We start from the raw sequence: 14,981 nt of genomic DNA, 5'->3' as shown, positions 1-14,981 counted from the left end.
GGTTCCCGCGCGCCCGGCCGGCGGCGCCCGATCCCGGCGGCAGGAACCGCCGCCGGGATCGACGTGCTTTCTGTATGAGTTTGGGTACTTTCGAACGTATGAGGGCCGCACCCGTGCGACTGTTCGTACGTCTTCTGATCGTGCCGGTCGTCGCCGCGCTGGCGGCGCTGCTGGCCGCCGCGCCCGGCGCCCGGGCGGACACCGACCTGTCCCAGGTCGCCCAGGCCCTGCGGGAGAGCCCCGTCTACGTCGACCCGGCCGCCTCCGACCTGCTGTCCGAGGCGGACGCGAAGGCACTCGCCGACAAGATCGAGGACGCGGACAAACCCGTCTTCGTGGCGGTGCTCCCCGAGGGCTACCCGACGCGGAACATCTTCAAGATCCTGCGCACCGAGACCGGTGTCACCGGCCTGTACGGCATCCGGCTCGGCGACCGCTTCGACGCCAAGGCCGACCACACCGTGCTCAGCCCCCAGGGCGTGTCCAACCTGGTCACCGCCGTGCAGGGCACCGGCGACCCCAAGGCCCAGCTCAACGACTTCGTGGACGACGCGCTGCGCAACATCGGCGGCTCGGCGCCCAGCGGTTGGGACGGCGGCGGCACCGACGTCCCCGTCACGGGCCTGGCCGTCACCGGCGCGGTGCTGGCGGCCGGCGGGGTCGGCGCGTACGCCCTGGCCCGGCGGAACCGGCGGCGCCGCGAGGAGGAGCAGCGGGCCGCGCTGGAGAAGCTGCGGGTGGTGGTGGACGAGGACATCACCGCGTTCGGCGAGGAACTCGACCGGCTCGAATTCCACCCGGCCGAACCGGGCGCCGACGACGCGATGCGCGCCGACTACACGCACGCGCTGGACGCCTACGAGCAGGCCAAGACCTACATGGCCGAGGCACGGCGGCCCGAGGACGTGCGGGCCGTCACCCAGGCCCTGGAGGACGGCCGCTTCTCGCTGGCCCGGCTCGCCGCCCGGCGCTCGGGCGAGCCGCTGCCCGAACGCCGGCCGCCGTGCTTCTTCGACCCCCGGCACGGCCCCTCGGTCGCCGACGTGACCTGGACGCCACCGGGCGGCGCCACCCGCCAGGTGCCGGTCTGCGCCGCCGACCGGGCCCGGCTGGACGACGGCCTCGGCCCCATGATCCGCGAGGTCGACACCGACTACGGCCGCCGCCCCTACTGGGACGCGGGCCCGGCCTACGGCCCCTGGGCGGGCGGTTACTTCGGCGGCGGCATCCTCCCCGGCCTGCTTATGGGCACGGTCCTCGGCAGCATGATGGCCGGCCCCGCCTACGGTGCCGGATACGGAGCCGGGTACGGCGACTTCGGCGGCGGCTTCGAGGGCGGCGACGTCTCCGGCGCGGACTTCGACCCCGGCGACTTCGGCGGCGGCTTCGGCGGCGGGGACTTCGGCGGGGGCGGCGGGGGGAACGACTTCGGCGGCGGATTCTGACCCGTCACGGCCTCGCGGCGAGGAAACCGGCCCAGGCGGCGGGGGAGACGGTCAGGATCGGCCCGTCCGGGTTCTTCGAGTCACGCACATGAACGGCGGCGGGATGCGAGGCGACTTCTACGCAGTTGCCGCCCTCGCTGCTGCTGTACGTCGACTTGCACCACGTGTGAGCGACTTCGAGGCAGTTGCCGCCCTCGTCACTGCTGTACGTCGACTTGCGCCACGTATATGCGACTTCGAGGCAGTCACCGCCCTGGCTGCCGCTGTAGCTCGACTTGACCCAGGTCAGTGCGGTGCTCATGACTCTCCTAGCAGTCCGTTCAGGAGATGCGCGCTCTCGTCGGGAGAGAGGGCCTGTGACCGCAGCATTCCATATTGCAGGTGGTATTCGCTGATGTCCTCAGGATCTTCGACGAGGAAGCTCGCGCGCTGGACTTCCAGGTAGACCAACCGCTCGTGCTCCGGCGTCTCCAGCAGCACCATGGGGCCGTCCAGGCACGCGTGGGGAGTCCTGGCCCTGGGCATGATCTGGAAGCTCATATTGACCGGCTTGGTGTACTCCAGGATCTGCCGGATCTGCTCCCGCATCACCTCCGGTCCACCGACCTCGCGGTGCAGGATGCCTTCCTCCAGGACGAAGTGCCCTACCGGTGGACGCTTCCGTTGCCAGATCAACTGGCGTTCCATGCGGGCGTCGACCCACTGCTCGGCCGTTTCGTTCCTCAGCGCCGGATACCGGTAGTCGAAGACGGCCCGGCAGTAGTCCCGCGTCTGTAGCAGTCCAGGGATGACAAGGCTCTGGTACGAGAGGATGCTCACCGCCTCCTGCTCGTGATCGACCAACCCCTGCGCGAACTGCACGATCCGCTCCCGCACCGGCATGTTGGCGATCAAGACGGCCAGCGCCCCGCCCGTCTGGAGGGTCTCGTCGAACTGCTCGGCGCGGTCCGGCTGGAGGGCGAGTCTCCCCTGCTCGATCGAGCCCACCGTGTCCACGTGCATGTTCGCCAGCTCCGCGAACTGCTCCTGCGTCAGGCGCCGCTTCCGACGGTAGTGGGCGACCAGCGCACCGACCGCCTGCCAGGAACCGACCTTCTTGGGCCTCTTCGCCTCGCGCATGCGAGTCCCTTTCCCCCGTGGACACCCGTAGTGCTCGTAGTGGAGTCGTAGCGATCAGGACTACGACCTCACTCACTGATTCAGCATAGTCACGCACGGTGACACTCGACGCATGAACGAGCAACCCCAACCCCTCGCCGCCCGCTGGTCGTTCCACCGCAGGGACCGCAGGTCGGTGCGGCAGGCGCGGAAGTTCGCGCGGGCCGCCCTCGGGGACTGGCGGGTCGGGCCGCGGACGGACGACGTGCTGCTGTGTGTGAGTGAGCTGGCCACCAACGCCGTACTGCACGGTGTTCCCCCGGGCCGGGGTTTCGGTCTGCGGCTGGTGCTGCATCCGGGCGGCACGCTGCGGATCGAGGTGCACGACAGCGGCGGGGGACCGGAGACGGTGCGGGTGCCGGAGGCGGAGGCGGCGGCCGAGTCGGAGCACGGGCGGGGGCTGCTGCTGGTCAGCGCGGTCGCGGACAAATGGGGGGTCGACGGGCGGCGGCCGGGGAAGACCGTGTGGGCGGAGTTCGACGTCGGTGCTCGCCCCGGCGGACGATGACCACCGCGAGGAGGCCGGCGGCCAGGCCGAGTGCGGTCCAGGGGCCGAAGTGCTCGCCGAACATCAGGGCGCCCCAGACCGCCGTGACCGGCGCCATGAGGAACATCAGGGTGTTGACCTCGGTGACCCCGTCGCGGCGCAGGATCAGCCAGTACAGGCCGTAGCCGCCGAAGGTGGGCAGCACCGTCAGCCAGGCGGTGGCCAGCCAGAAGGACGGCGTGGCGGGCGGGGCCGCGGTGCCGGTGGCGAGGGCGAGGGCGGTGAAGAGGACGGCGCTGGTCGCGCAGTGGACGGTCAGCGCCGCCCGGGGTGCCGCCGGGGCGGGCGAGCGGCCCTCCAGGAAGGTCGCCGCGACCAGGGAGAGCATCCCGAGGAACGGCAGCAGGTACGCCCACCCGGGCACGTCCGTTTCCGCCGCGCCCGCGTCGGCCAGGGTGACCGTCGCGGTCCCGGCCAGGCCGAGGAGCAGGCCGGCCCACTGGCGCCGGGTGACGTACTGCCGCAGCAGCGGCCCGGCGAGCGCCCCGGCGACCAGTGGCTGGACGCCGTCGATCAGGGCGGTGGTCCCGCTGGAGACGCCGAGCTGGATGGCGTAGTAGACGCTGAGGAGGTAGCCGCTCTGGGAGAGCGCGCCGATCGCGGCCTGCCGGACGAGGTCCCGCGGGGCCGGCCCGCGCCACACCGTGCGCGGCGCCAGGACGGCGACGGCGGCCAGGACGGCGGCCACCGGCAGGAAGCGCCACATCAGCAGCGTGCTCGCGGCGGCCGTGCCCGAGCCGAGCTTGGCGCCGATGAAACCGGAACTCCAGCAGAGCACGAAGGCGGCCGGGAGCAGGGCGTTCATGGCCCCTCCGGGGGAGTAGACAGATCTGTTTACTCGGCTCGGGTGCCCAGTAAACAGATCGGTATACTCGGCTCATGGAATCCGCCGGGGAACCGCACCGGGTGCGCATGACGCCCGCCGCGCGCCGCATCGTCGAGGCCGCCGGACGGCTGTTCTACGCACGCGGCATCCATGCCGTGGGGGTGGATCTGATCGCCGCCGAGGCGGGGGTGACGAAGAAGACGCTCTACGACCGGTTCGGCGCGAAGGAGACGATCGTCGCCGAGTACCTGGCCGCCCGCGACGACCGCTGGCGGGCCTTCCTCGCCGGGTACCTGGAGGCGGCGGGGCCGTCGCCGCGGGCGCGGATCCTGGCCGTCTTCGACGCCTCCCGGGACTGGTCGGCCGAGCAGGGGGCGAAGGGGTGCGCGATGGTCAACGCACACGCCGAGATCAGCGACCCCGCGCACCCGGCGTACCCGGTGATCACCGGGCAGAAGCGGTGGACGCTGGAGCTGTTCACGGAACTGGCCCGGGAGATCGACGCCGGGCGGGCGCCGCGGCTCGGCCGGACGCTGCTGCTGCTGCACGAGGGCGCGCTGGTCGCCCACGGGATCGGTGTGCTGCCGGACGCGATCGGCGAGGCCCGCGAGGAGGCGCGGCAGTTGCTGGCCGGCTCCTGAGTCTCGCGGGCCGTTCGCCCCGGGCGGGTCAGGCGTTGCGGATCGCCGAGATGTCGAAGGTCAGCTTGATCTTGTCGGAGACCAGCACACCGCCCGTCTCCAGCGCGGCGTTCCAGGTCAGGCCCCACTCCGAGCGCAGGATCTCGGCCTTGCCCTCGAAGCCGACGCGCTCGTTGCCGAACGGGTCCTTCGCGGCGCCGTTGAACTCCAGGTCGATGGTGAGCGGCCGGGTGGTGCCGAGGATCGTCAGGTCGCCGGTGATCCGGTAGTCGTCGCCGCCGAGGGCCTCCGCGCCCGTGGAGCGGAACGTCATCGTCGGGAACTTGTCCGTGGCGAAGAAGTCCGCGCTCTTGAGGTGCCCGTCGCGGTCGGCGGACCCGGTGTCGATGCTGTCCATCACCACGTCGAGGGAGGCGGTGGAGCGGGCCGGGTCGGTGCCGTCCAGGTGCAGCGTGCCGCTGAAGTCCAGGAACTTGCCCTTGACGTTGGTGACCATGGCGTGCCGCGCGGTGAAGCCGAGCGTGCTGTGCGCCGGGTCGATGGTGTAGTCGCCGGTCAGCGCGGCCAGCTCGGGGCTGACGGCGGTGGGGGCGGCGGGCTGGGTGGTGCCGTTGCCGCCGCGGTTGAAGATGCCCATGACGTACTCCTCGAAGGGGACGGGACCGCGGTCCGGACGGGACCACGGCCGTTGAAGTTGAACGTTCAACTAGTTCAACGGGGTCGACCATAGACCTATTCCGTTCAACTTTCAACGTTATGGCCGGGGTGCCGCCGTGTCGATGGGCGTACGCGTCATTCCGACGCGCCCTGCCGGGCCGTTCCCCCGCACCCCCCGGCGTGGTAGACGCCAGGGACATGACCCCGCCCACCCGCCGTACCCTGCTGCTCGCGACCGCCCTCGCCGCCGTCCTCACCCCGGGCCCCGGCGCCGCCCGCGCCACGGCCGCCGCCGACCCCTACGACACCCTCCGCCGGCGCTGGCTCGTTCTCTCCCTCGGCACCGGCTACGACCCGGCCACCGAGCCGTACGCCGCCCGGCTCGCCGAGACCGGCGCCCGCGCCCGCCGCTTCCGCGCGGCCATGGCACCGGCGCCCGGCTCCCTGTGGCCCGGCCACCCCTTCGACCCGCCCTCCGGCATCACCCTCAGCTACGGCCGCCTGTGGACGATGGCCCAGGCGTACGCCCAGCCCGGCACCGGCTCCACCGGCGACCCCGGCCTGCTCGCCGACGTGCTGCGCGGCCTCGACCACCTCTCCGCCACCGTCTACCACCCCGGCACCACCCCCTACGGCAACTGGTGGGAGTGGCAGATCGGCAGCCCCCGCCACCTCACCGACATCGCCGCCGCCCTGTACGAGCACCTCGGCGCCGACCGGACCGCCGCCGTCTGCGCCGCCGTCGACCACTTCGTCCCGGACGCGCTGTTCGACTCGTACACCGGCACCTCCACCGGCGCCAACCGTGTCGACCTGTGCCGCTCGGTCGCCCTGCGCGGCGTCCTCGGCCGCGCCCCGGACCGGATCGCCCGCGCCCGCGACGCCCTCTCCCCGGTCTTCCCGTACGTCACCGAGGGCGACGGCCTCTACGCCGACGGATCGTTCGTGCAGCACACCCACGTGCCGTACACCGGCACCTACGGACAGGTCCTGATGGACGGGCTCGGCCGGCTGTTCACCCTGCTCGCCGGGTCCGCCTGGGAGGTGACCGACCCGGCGCGGCGCAACGTCCTGGACAGCGTCGAGCGCGCCTTCGCCCCGTTCCTGCACGACGGGCTCGTCATGGACTGCGTCAACGGCCGGGCCATCAGCCGGGGCCTGTCCACCGACGACCGGAAGATCCTGCGCGGCGACCACTACCACGGACAGCAGCTCATCGCCGCGCTGGCGATCCTGGCGGGCGGGGCGGACCCGGCGGAGCGCGACCGCTGGCACGCGCTGATCAAGGGCTGGATCGCCCGGGACACCGTCAGCCCGGTCCTGACCGCGCCCCAGTTCGGCGTCGCCGACCTCGCCCGGCTGCGCGCCGTGGCCGACGCGCCGGTCGCGGCGGCGCCCGAACCCCTCGGCCACCGCCTCTTCCCCGCCATGGACCGCGCCGTGCACCGCGCCCCCCGCTTCACCGCCGCCCTCGCCATGGCCAGCGACCGCATCGCCCACTACGAGTGCGGCAACGGCGAGAACCCGCGCGGCTGGCACACCGGCGCCGGGATGCTCTCCTGGTGGCCGCGCGGCCGCACGGACCAGTACACCGACTGGTACTGGCCCACCGTCGACTGGTACCGCCTGCCCGGCACCACCGTCTCCACCCGGAGGCTGCCCGACCGCGCGGGCGGCGAGTGGGGCGAGCCCCGGCCCGACGCCCGCTGGGTCGGCGGCACCACCGACGGCCGGTACGCGGCCGTCGGCCAGGACCTCCGGGGCCTGGGCTCCACCCTGCGGGCCCGCAAGTCCTGGTTCTTCCTCGCCGACGCCGTGGTCTGCCTGGGCGCCGGCATCACCTGCGCCGACGGCGTCCCCGTCGAGACGGTCGTCGACAACCGCAACCTCGGCGAGGCCGGCCACAACCCCTTCGTGCTGGCCGGCGACTGGGCCCATCTGGCGGGCCACGGCGGCTGGATCGTCCTCGACGGCGACCTGCGCACCCTGCGCGAGGACCGCACCGGCGCCTGGTCCGACATCAACGCCACCAGCTCGCCCGAGCGCCGCACCCGCCGCTGGCAGACCCTCTGGCTCGACCACGGCACCGACCCCGCCGACGCCACGTACGCCTACGTGCTGCTGCCCGGCGCCCGCCGCCGCGCCGTCGCCCGCCGCGCCGCCGACCGGCACTGGCTGACCGTCCTCGCCAACGACGCCCGGCGCCAGGCGGTGACGGTCCCCGGCCTCGGCCTGACCGCCGCCACCTTCTGGGAGGCCGGTACCGCCGGGCCGCTCACCGCCACCGCGGGGGCGAGCGTCCTGGTCCGCCGCCGGGCCCGTACGCTGGCCCTGCGGATCAGCGAACCGCCCCGCACGGGACGGCCGCTGGAGATCGTCTGGGACCGCCCGGCGGGCACCCCGGTACGGGTCGGCGAAGGCGTCGAGATCCTCGCCACCGGCCGTCGCTTGCGGCTCCGCGTCACTCCGGGGGCGGTATGCGCCACCCGTGAATGTGAGGTGGCTCTCACCTGACGGCTTTGTGCGACCCCTACAACCCGTGGCCCCCCTGAGCAGTCCGAACGGCTGCATGGCGGCGTGGTTCTGTTCAGGGGTACCAGGAAAACCCCCCGGAGACTGTACGGAGTCGACGGCGTGCTTTTCCCCGCCGGCTTCGTAAGGTCACTACATGACCGTTTTGGATGAGGCGCCGGGTGAGCCCACGGACGCACGCGGGCGGGTGGCCGAGCTGCACGAGATCCGTGCGCGCGCGCTGGCCGGCCCGAGCGAGAAGGCGACGGCGGCGCAGCACGCCAAGGGCAAGCTGACGGCACGGGAGCGGATCGAGCTGCTCCTGGACCCGGGGTCGTTCCGTGAGGTCGAGCAGTTGCGGCGGCACCGGGCCACCGGGTTCGGACTGGAGGCCAAGAAGCCCTACACCGACGGTGTCATCACCGGCTGGGGCACGGTCGAGGGCCGCACGGTCTTCGTCTACGCCCATGACTTCCGGATCTTCGGCGGCGCGCTGGGCGAGGCCCACGCCACCAAGATCCACAAGATCATGGACATGGCCATCGCCGCCGGAGCGCCCCTGGTGTCGCTCAACGACGGCGCCGGCGCCCGCATCCAGGAGGGCGTCTCCGCGCTCGCCGGGTACGGCGGCATCTTCCAGCGCAACACCAAGGCGTCCGGGGTCATCCCGCAGATCAGCGTGATGCTCGGCCCCTGCGCGGGCGGCGCGGCCTACAGCCCCGCGCTGACCGACTTCGTGTTCATGGTCCGCGAGACCTCCCAGATGTTCATCACCGGTCCCGACGTGGTCAAGGCGGTCACCGGCGAGGAGATCACCCAGAACGGCCTGGGCGGCGCCGATGTGCACGCCGAGACCTCCGGGGTGTGCCACTTCGCCTACGACGACGAGGAGACCTGCCTCGCCGAGGTCCGCTACCTGCTCTCGCTGCTGCCGCAGAACAACCGCGAGAACCCGCCCCGCGTCGACTCCTCCGACCCCGTCGACCGCCGCTCGGACGTCCTGCTCGACCTGGTCCCGGCCGACGGCAACCGGCCGTACGACATGGCCAAGGTGATCGAGGAGATCGTCGACGACGGCGAGTACCTGGAGGTCCACGAGCGCTGGGCCCGCAACATCATCTGCGCGCTGGCCCGGCTGGACGGCCAGGTCGTCGGCATCGTCGCCAACCAGCCGCAGACCCTGGCCGGTGTCCTGGACATCGAGGCCAGCGAGAAGGCCGCCCGCTTCGTCCAGATGTGCGACGCCTTCAACATCCCGATCGTCACCTTCCTGGACGTGCCCGGGTTCCTGCCCGGCGTCGACCAGGAGCACGGCGGGATCATCCGGCACGGCGCCAAGCTGCTGTACGCGTACTGCAACGCCACCGTGCCGCGGATCTCGCTGATCCTGCGCAAGGCGTACGGAGGCGCGTACATCGTCATGGACAGCCAGTCCATCGGCGCCGACCTGACCTTCGCCTGGCCCACCAACGAGATCGCGGTGATGGGCGCCGAGGGCGCCGCCAACGTGATCTTCCGCCGGCAGATCGCCGGGGCGGAGGACCCCGAGGCGATGCGGCAGAAGATGGTCAAGGAGTACAAGGCCGAGCTGATGCACCCGTACTACGCGGCCGAGCGCGGCCTGGTGGACGACGTCATCGACCCGGCCGGGACCCGCGAGGTGCTCATCGGCTCGCTGGCGATGCTCCAGACCAAGCACGCCGACCTGCCCTCCCGCAAGCACGGCAACCCGCCGCAGTGACCGACCGAGGAGCCCGACCCATGGCCATGCCCGACATCCGCGTCGAGAAGGGGCACGCCGGCCCCGAGGAAGTCGCCGCCATCACCGCCGTGCTGCTGGCCCGCGCCGCCGCCCGGCCCGCCGAGGTCGCCGCCCCCTCCCGGGGCGGCCGGGTCCGGGCCGGCTGGCGCCGCCTGGAGCGCGAGCCCGGCTTCCGCGCCCCGCACAGTTGGCGCTGACGGACCCGAGACCAGCGACACGCGAAAGGCCCCGCCTCCCGGAGGCGGGGCCTTTCGCGTGGGTGGGTCCGGTGCCTACCGCAGCCGGGCCATCAGGGCGTGCTCGACCAGCGTGATCAGCGTCGACTTGGCGTCCGCGCGGTGCCGGGCGTCGGTGGTGATGATCGGGGTGTCCGGGCCGATCTGCAGCGCCTCGCGCACCTCGTCCGGGTTGTACGGCTGCTGGCCGTCGAAGCCGTTGAGGGCGATCACGAACGGCAGCCCGGAGTTCTCGAAGTAGTCGACGGCCGGGAAGCAGTCGGCGAGCCTCCTCGTGTCCACCAGGACCACCGCGCCGATGGCGCCGCGCACCAGGTCGTCCCACATGAACCAGAAACGGTCCTGCCCCGGCGTACCGAAGAGGTACAGGATCAGGTCCTGGTCGAGGGTGATGCGGCCGAAGTCCATGGCGACCGTGGTGGTCGTCTTGTCCCCGGTGTGGGTGAGGTCGTCGATGCCCGCCGAAGCGGATGTCATCACGGCCTCCGTGCGCAGCGGATTGATCTCCGAGACGGCGCCGACGAACGTGGTCTTGCCCACGCCGAAGCCGCCGGCCACCACGATTTTCGCGGACGTGGTGGAGCGGGAAGGCCCTCCGCTAGAGCTTGCGAAGTCCACTGAGCACCCTTTCGAGCAGTGTCACGTCTGGCTGGCCGCCGGCGCTCTCGTCGCCGCCGGGCTGATGGATGGCGACCAGGCCCGCCTCCGCCAAGTCGGCGACGAGGATCCTGGCCACGCCGAGAGGGATGGTCAGCAGCGCCGAGATCTCGGCCACCGACTTGATCTCCCGGCAGAGGTTGCAGATCCGCTGATGCTCGGGCAACTGCCCCTGCATCTGGTGCGGCTGCGCGGTCGTGTGCACCAGCGCCTCGATGGCGAGCTGGTACCGCGGCCTGGTCCGGCCGCCCGTCATGGCGTACGGGCGTACCAGGGGGTTGTTCGACGCCCCGGCGGGCGCCGGCTCGGGGGTGCGGCGCTGCGGCTGCACGGGCTGGATGCGCGGAGCGGCCGGCTGGTCGTACGGCGAAGGACCGGGGCCCTGGGGGACGTACGGCTGCTGGTGGCCGGGGACGGAGGGGTATCCGTACGGGTTCGCGGAACCGTCGTGCCGGCCCTGGGCAGGGCCGTACGACCAGTTGCCCGCATGCGAACCGTCTGGGGGTGTTGCCACTTTCTCCTCCTCCGACTGTGCCTGGCACCCATCACTGTGGAGCCGCGTCCCGAAACCTTACGGCCCCGGGACGCCAATACGCACCGTCTGCCCGTTAGTTGAGAAGGCTCCCTTGGAGTTCCGCACGGAGGTCCGGGGTGAGGACCGTGCCGGCGCGGTCCACCAGGAGGGCCATCTCGTAGCCGATGAGGCCGATGTCCGCCTCCGGGTGCGCGAGCACCGCGAGCGAGGACCCGTCGGAGATGGACATGATGAAGAGGAATCCCCGCTCCATCTCCACGACCGTCTGGTTCACGCTGCCGCCCTCGAAGATGCGCGAGGCACCGGCGGTCAGCGAGGTCAGACCGGAGGCGACGGCCGCGAGCTGGTCGGCGCGGTCGCGGGGGAAGCCTTCGGACATCGCCAGAAGGAGTCCGTCGGCGGAGACCACCACCGTGTGGGACACCCCCGGGGTGTTGTCCACGAAGTTGGTGATCAACCAGTTCAGGTTCTGTGCCGCCTGGCTCATCGGGCTCACACTAACGCTCCTGGTCGTAGGTGCTGTCAGGACCACCGTGCTGGTTCCGAGTGGCCTGGCCGTTCGTTTCACTGCCTGCGTTGCGGCCTCGCTGGACGCCGCGGCGCAGGTTGCTCAGCCTGCCCCGGACGTCCTCCGGGGCGCGGGAGACCTGGGGGCCTCCCTGGGGGGTGGTTTCGGCGGCGCCCTCGACCAGATTGGCCTTGGGCACCCGCCGCGGCAGACCCGAGGGGGTCACCCCGCCCGCCTTCGGCTTCCTCAATTGTGCGGCCTGCTGCCAGCGTTCGTCGTTGGCCGAACGCCAGTTGCCGGTGCCGTTGCTCCCGGGCGCGGAGGACGGCCCCTCCTGGTCCGCCTGCCGGTCGCCGCCGGCGGACCCGCGGCGGGGGAGCCCGGCGTCGGTCAGCTCGTGGGCGACGGGACCGTCCGGTCCCGGACGGTCGAAGCCTACGCCGTCGGGCTGGCCGGCGTCAGTGGCCTGCGCGGATTCCGGTTGCGGGACATCGGCAGGGTACTGGGCCGGGTAGCCGTTGCGGTAGCCGTCCTGCTGCGGCCAGTCGTCCTGGTGGCGGCGCTGCTCGAAGGCCGGGAACCCGTCCTGGCCACCGGCGCCCGCGACCGGGCCCGACTGCTGCGCCGGCTCCGCATAGGGCGCCTGCGGGTAGCCGGCCTCGGGGGAGTAGCCCTCGCCCTGCGGCACCGGGCCGTTCGGCGCGTAGTACTGGCCGTCGTACGCCTGCTGCTGCTCCTGGTACGGCGCCTGCTGCTGCTCGGGGTACGCCGCCTGCTGCTGCTCGGGGTAAGCCTGCTGCGGGTAGCCGCCGGTGTGCTGGTCCTGGAAGCCGCCCTGGCCGTCGCCGTAGCCCTGCGCGTCGCCGCCGTAGCCCTGGGCGTCGCCGTACTGCTGGGGGCCGGCCGCGAACGGGTCGGGGTAGCCGGTCTCGCCGGTGTCGTCGGCCTGGCCGGGCTCGGGGGACTGCGTCTCCAGGGCCGCGCGGCGCTCCTCGCGCATCAGGGAGCGGCCGACCGGGTCCAGCTCGCGGATGTCGTCGGGGACGTCCGCGTACCGGCTGTCGTCGAAGCCCAGCTCGGCGGCGGTGCGCATCGGCTCCTGCTGCGGCCGGCCGAAGTCCTCGCCGCGGAACTCCTGCTCGGGGATGATCTGCGGGACGGTGAACTCGTCGCGCCGCACCTGGCCCTCGCCGCCACCGCCGTGCGTGATGGCGTCGGGGAGCATGACCAGCGAGGTGGTGCCCGCCTGCTCGCCGGAGGGCCGCAACTGCACCCGGATGCCGTGCCGGTCGGCCAGCCGGCCGACCACGAACAGGCCCATGCGCTGCGATATCGCCGCGTCCACGGTCGGCGGGTTGGCCAGCTTGTGGTTGATGTCCGCGAAGTCCTCGGCGGTCAGGCCGATGCCCTTGTCGTGGATCTCGATCATCACCCGGCCGTCGGGCAGCCGGGTCGCGGTGACCCGGACCTTGGTCTGCGGCGAGGAGAAGGTGGTGGCGTTCTCCAGCAGCTCGGCCAGCAGGTGCACCAGGTCGGTCACGGCCCGGCCGTGGATCTCGGCCTCCGGCACGCCCGACAGCTCGATGCGCTCGTACTGCTCCACCTCGGAGGAGGCGGCGCGCAGCACGTCGACCAGCGGCACCGGCTGGTCCCAGCGGCGGCCCGGCTCCTCGCCGGCCAGCACCAGGAGGTTCTCGCCGTTGCGGCGCATCCGGGTCGCCAGGTGGTCCAGCCGGAAGAGGTTCTCCAACTGGTCGGGGTCGGCCTCGTTGTTCTCCAGGTCCGTGATCAGGGTCAACTGGCCCTCGATCAGCGACTGGTTGCGGCGCGAGAGGTTGGTGAAGATCGCGTTGATGTTGCCCCGCAGCAGGGCCTGCTCGGAGGCGAGCCGGACCGCCTCGCGGTGCACCTGGTCGAAGGCGCGGGCGACCTCGCCGATCTCGTCCGTGGTGGTGATCGGGATGGGCGCCACCCGGGTGTCGACCCGGCCGGGGTCGGTCCGGGAGAGCTGGTCGACCAGCATCGGCAGACGCTGCTCGGCGATGCCGAACGCGGCGTTGCGCAACTGGCGCATGGCCCGGCTCATCTGCCGGGCCACCAGTCCGGCCAGGATGAACGCGGCGAGCAGCGCGATCACCACGATCGCGCCGGTGACGTAGGTGGCCCGCTCGGCGTCGTCGGCGATGCCGGACGCCTCCGTCACCGCCTTGTCGGCCAGGTCCGACTCGATGGTGCGGTACGCGTCGAACTTCAGGGTGTTCACCGCCCACCAGTTCTCCGGCGTGATGCCCTGCTGGGCCAGCTCCGCGCGGGCGGCGGTGTCGGTGGAGTCGAGCTGGGCCAGCTCCGTGACCATCGTCGTCGGGTTGGTCGGCGGCGGCACGTAGTCCGGGTCCTTGGCCGCGGCCTCCTTGGCCATGGCCGCGCCGTCCTCCTTGACCTTCGTCTCCAGGTCGTCGAGCTTCTTGGCGTCCGCCTCGGTGCCGCCGCCGAGGTACTCCTCGACGGCGATCTTCTCCAGGTAGGCGTAGGAGGACAGGGCGACCCGCTGGCTGGCCAGATGGCTGGGCTCGGGACCGGGCTTGACCAGCAACTGCGTGCCGATGGAGCGCTCCAGGGAGAGCGCCGCCTTGGTCAGCGAGATGGCGTAGACGGTACGGCCGTAGGAGGTGATGTTGCCGGTGCCCAGACCGAGTTCGTTGGCGAACTCCATCAGCGGGTGGGCGATGGTGACGTACCCCTCCTGCGTCTGCACGCCCTTGAACTGGGAGGTGTACGCGCCCGCCCGCAGCGTCCGGAGCCTGGGCTCCTCGGCGCGGAACAGCTTCAGCCGGCGTTCCAGGCCCGCCTTGGCCGGCATGTCCCGCGCGGCCCGGTCGAAGGCGTCGGCGGCCCGGTCGGTGGCCTCGCGGGCCTGCACGACGGCCGGGTCCTTCTTCTTGCCCTGGAGCAGCGGGGCCGCGCTGATGTCCCGCTCCTTGTAGAGGGCGTCCGCGTAGGTGAGGGAGGCTTGCACCAGGCGCGCGGTGCTCTCCGCGTCCTCGGCCTCCTGCCAGGTGTCGATCGAGCCCTTGACCTGGAAGCCGCCCATGACGAGGCCGACCAGGGCGGGTATCAGCAGGATCGCGTTGAGCCGGGTGGGCACCCGCCAGTTGCGGGGCGAGAGGCGGCCGCCGCCGCGGGCGGGCGCGGAGGTGGGTTCGGGGCCGGGCACGGGAGCGGGCGCCGCTGTGCGCGGCGGCGGGGTGAAGTTGCCCCGGGCCGACGGCTCGGGACTGCGCTTGCTTCGCCTCACTCGACCAACAACCTCTCGGCGGTCGGCACCTACGTCGTGCCGCAGTGTCTCAGAGCCCAGTGCGTCATCGGGTACGCACTACTGGTGAGTACGTCTTTGACCATCGGGCAGTTCTGGCATTCCAGCACGACGGCCTGCGGTCTTCCAAACAGTGGGACGAAAGGATGGCACGTGAGGTAAGCCCCAGATAAAACGGTCATAAA

Annotated in this window: 14 protein-coding genes; 6 read left to right on the top strand and 8 right to left on the bottom strand. The window is 72.0% G+C overall.

Features of this window, described 5'->3' with window-relative positions:
• The first annotated feature begins 98 nt into the window (after window positions 1-98).
• A complete protein-coding gene (locus IE316_RS26390) occupies window positions 99-1,445 on the top strand; it encodes a hypothetical protein (protein WP_190206971.1) in 1,347 nt (448 codons plus the stop codon).
• A gap of 4 nt (window positions 1,446-1,449) precedes the next feature.
• Here IE316_RS26390 and IE316_RS26385 read toward each other — a convergent pair whose 3' ends face one another.
• Both IE316_RS26385 and IE316_RS26380 read right to left on the bottom strand, forming a co-directional pair.
• Complete coding sequence (locus IE316_RS26385; protein ID WP_190206970.1) at window positions 1,450-1,746, bottom strand: DUF397 domain-containing protein; 297 nt, start codon at window positions 1,744-1,746, stop codon at window positions 1,450-1,452.
• Window positions 1,743-2,564, bottom strand: a complete 822-nt coding sequence (locus tag IE316_RS26380) for a helix-turn-helix domain-containing protein (protein WP_190206969.1) — start codon at window positions 2,562-2,564, stop codon at window positions 1,743-1,745. Before IE316_RS26380 ends, IE316_RS26385 begins: the two co-directional genes overlap by 4 nt.
• Window positions 2,565-2,676: 112 nt before the next feature.
• Between IE316_RS26380 and IE316_RS26375 the strand changes: the two genes are divergently transcribed.
• Window positions 2,677-3,111 (top strand): ATP-binding protein, encoded by a 435-nt coding sequence (locus IE316_RS26375; protein ID WP_190206968.1) that lies wholly within the window; start codon window positions 2,677-2,679, stop codon window positions 3,109-3,111.
• On the opposite strand, the gene IE316_RS26370 is transcribed toward IE316_RS26375, so the two are convergent.
• Window positions 3,014-3,955 (bottom strand): DMT family transporter, encoded by a 942-nt coding sequence (locus IE316_RS26370; protein WP_190206967.1) that lies wholly within the window; start codon window positions 3,953-3,955, stop codon window positions 3,014-3,016. The two genes, IE316_RS26375 and IE316_RS26370, sit on opposite strands and share 98 nt — an antisense overlap.
• Window positions 3,956-4,029: 74 nt before the next feature.
• Here IE316_RS26370 and IE316_RS26365 point away from each other — a divergent pair, with 74 nt between their 5' ends.
• The gene (locus IE316_RS26365; RefSeq protein WP_190206966.1) at window positions 4,030-4,617 is read left to right on the top strand and encodes a TetR/AcrR family transcriptional regulator; all 588 of its coding nucleotides are present in this window, start codon (window positions 4,030-4,032) and stop codon (window positions 4,615-4,617) included.
• Window positions 4,618-4,645: 28 nt separating this feature from the next.
• On the opposite strand, the gene IE316_RS26360 is transcribed toward IE316_RS26365, so the two are convergent.
• Complete coding sequence (locus tag IE316_RS26360; protein ID WP_190206965.1) at window positions 4,646-5,254, bottom strand: YceI family protein; 609 nt, start codon at window positions 5,252-5,254, stop codon at window positions 4,646-4,648.
• A gap of 218 nt (window positions 5,255-5,472) precedes the next feature.
• Here IE316_RS26360 and IE316_RS26355 point away from each other — a divergent pair, with 218 nt between their 5' ends.
• From IE316_RS26355 to IE316_RS26345, 3 genes are all read left to right on the top strand, one after another.
• Complete coding sequence (locus tag IE316_RS26355; protein WP_190206964.1) at window positions 5,473-7,788, top strand: polysaccharide lyase 8 family protein; 2,316 nt, start codon at window positions 5,473-5,475, stop codon at window positions 7,786-7,788.
• Window positions 7,789-7,942: 154 nt separating this feature from the next.
• Window positions 7,943-9,526 carry an acyl-CoA carboxylase subunit beta gene (locus IE316_RS26350; protein ID WP_190206963.1) on the top strand — a complete coding sequence of 528 codons (1,584 nt, stop codon included), beginning with the start codon at window positions 7,943-7,945 and terminating at the stop codon, window positions 9,524-9,526.
• Window positions 9,527-9,546: 20 nt separating this feature from the next.
• Window positions 9,547-9,744 (top strand): acyl-CoA carboxylase subunit epsilon, encoded by a 198-nt coding sequence (locus tag IE316_RS26345; protein ID WP_190206962.1) that lies wholly within the window; start codon window positions 9,547-9,549, stop codon window positions 9,742-9,744.
• Window positions 9,745-9,819: 75 nt separating this feature from the next.
• Here the strand turns inward: IE316_RS26345 and IE316_RS26340 are convergent, their stop codons facing one another.
• The 4 genes from IE316_RS26340 to IE316_RS26325 form a co-directional block, all read right to left on the bottom strand.
• Window positions 9,820-10,401, bottom strand: coding sequence for a GTP-binding protein (locus IE316_RS26340; protein WP_026243582.1), 582 nt, complete (start codon window positions 10,399-10,401; stop codon window positions 9,820-9,822).
• On the bottom strand, window positions 10,382-10,954 hold the full coding sequence (locus tag IE316_RS26335) for a DUF742 domain-containing protein (protein WP_190206961.1): 573 nt from the start codon (window positions 10,952-10,954) through the stop codon (window positions 10,382-10,384). The genes IE316_RS26340 and IE316_RS26335 overlap by 20 nt, the downstream gene beginning before the upstream one ends.
• A gap of 94 nt (window positions 10,955-11,048) precedes the next feature.
• The gene (locus IE316_RS26330) at window positions 11,049-11,462 is read right to left on the bottom strand and encodes a roadblock/LC7 domain-containing protein (RefSeq protein ID WP_004983065.1); all 414 of its coding nucleotides are present in this window, start codon (window positions 11,460-11,462) and stop codon (window positions 11,049-11,051) included.
• Between the two features lie 10 nt (window positions 11,463-11,472).
• Window positions 11,473-14,778: a sensor histidine kinase gene (locus IE316_RS26325; protein ID WP_190206960.1), complete on the bottom strand. Its 3,306-nt coding sequence runs from the start codon at window positions 14,776-14,778 to the stop codon at window positions 11,473-11,475.
• Between the last annotated feature and the right edge of the window lie 203 nt (window positions 14,779-14,981).

The organism is Streptomyces fumanus (assembly GCF_014655295.1).
Classification (GTDB): Bacteria; Actinomycetota; Actinomycetes; order Streptomycetales; family Streptomycetaceae; genus Streptomyces; species Streptomyces fumanus.
The sequence above is the reverse complement of the archived record's forward strand: the minus strand, read 5'-3'. Positions and strand labels throughout refer to the sequence as shown.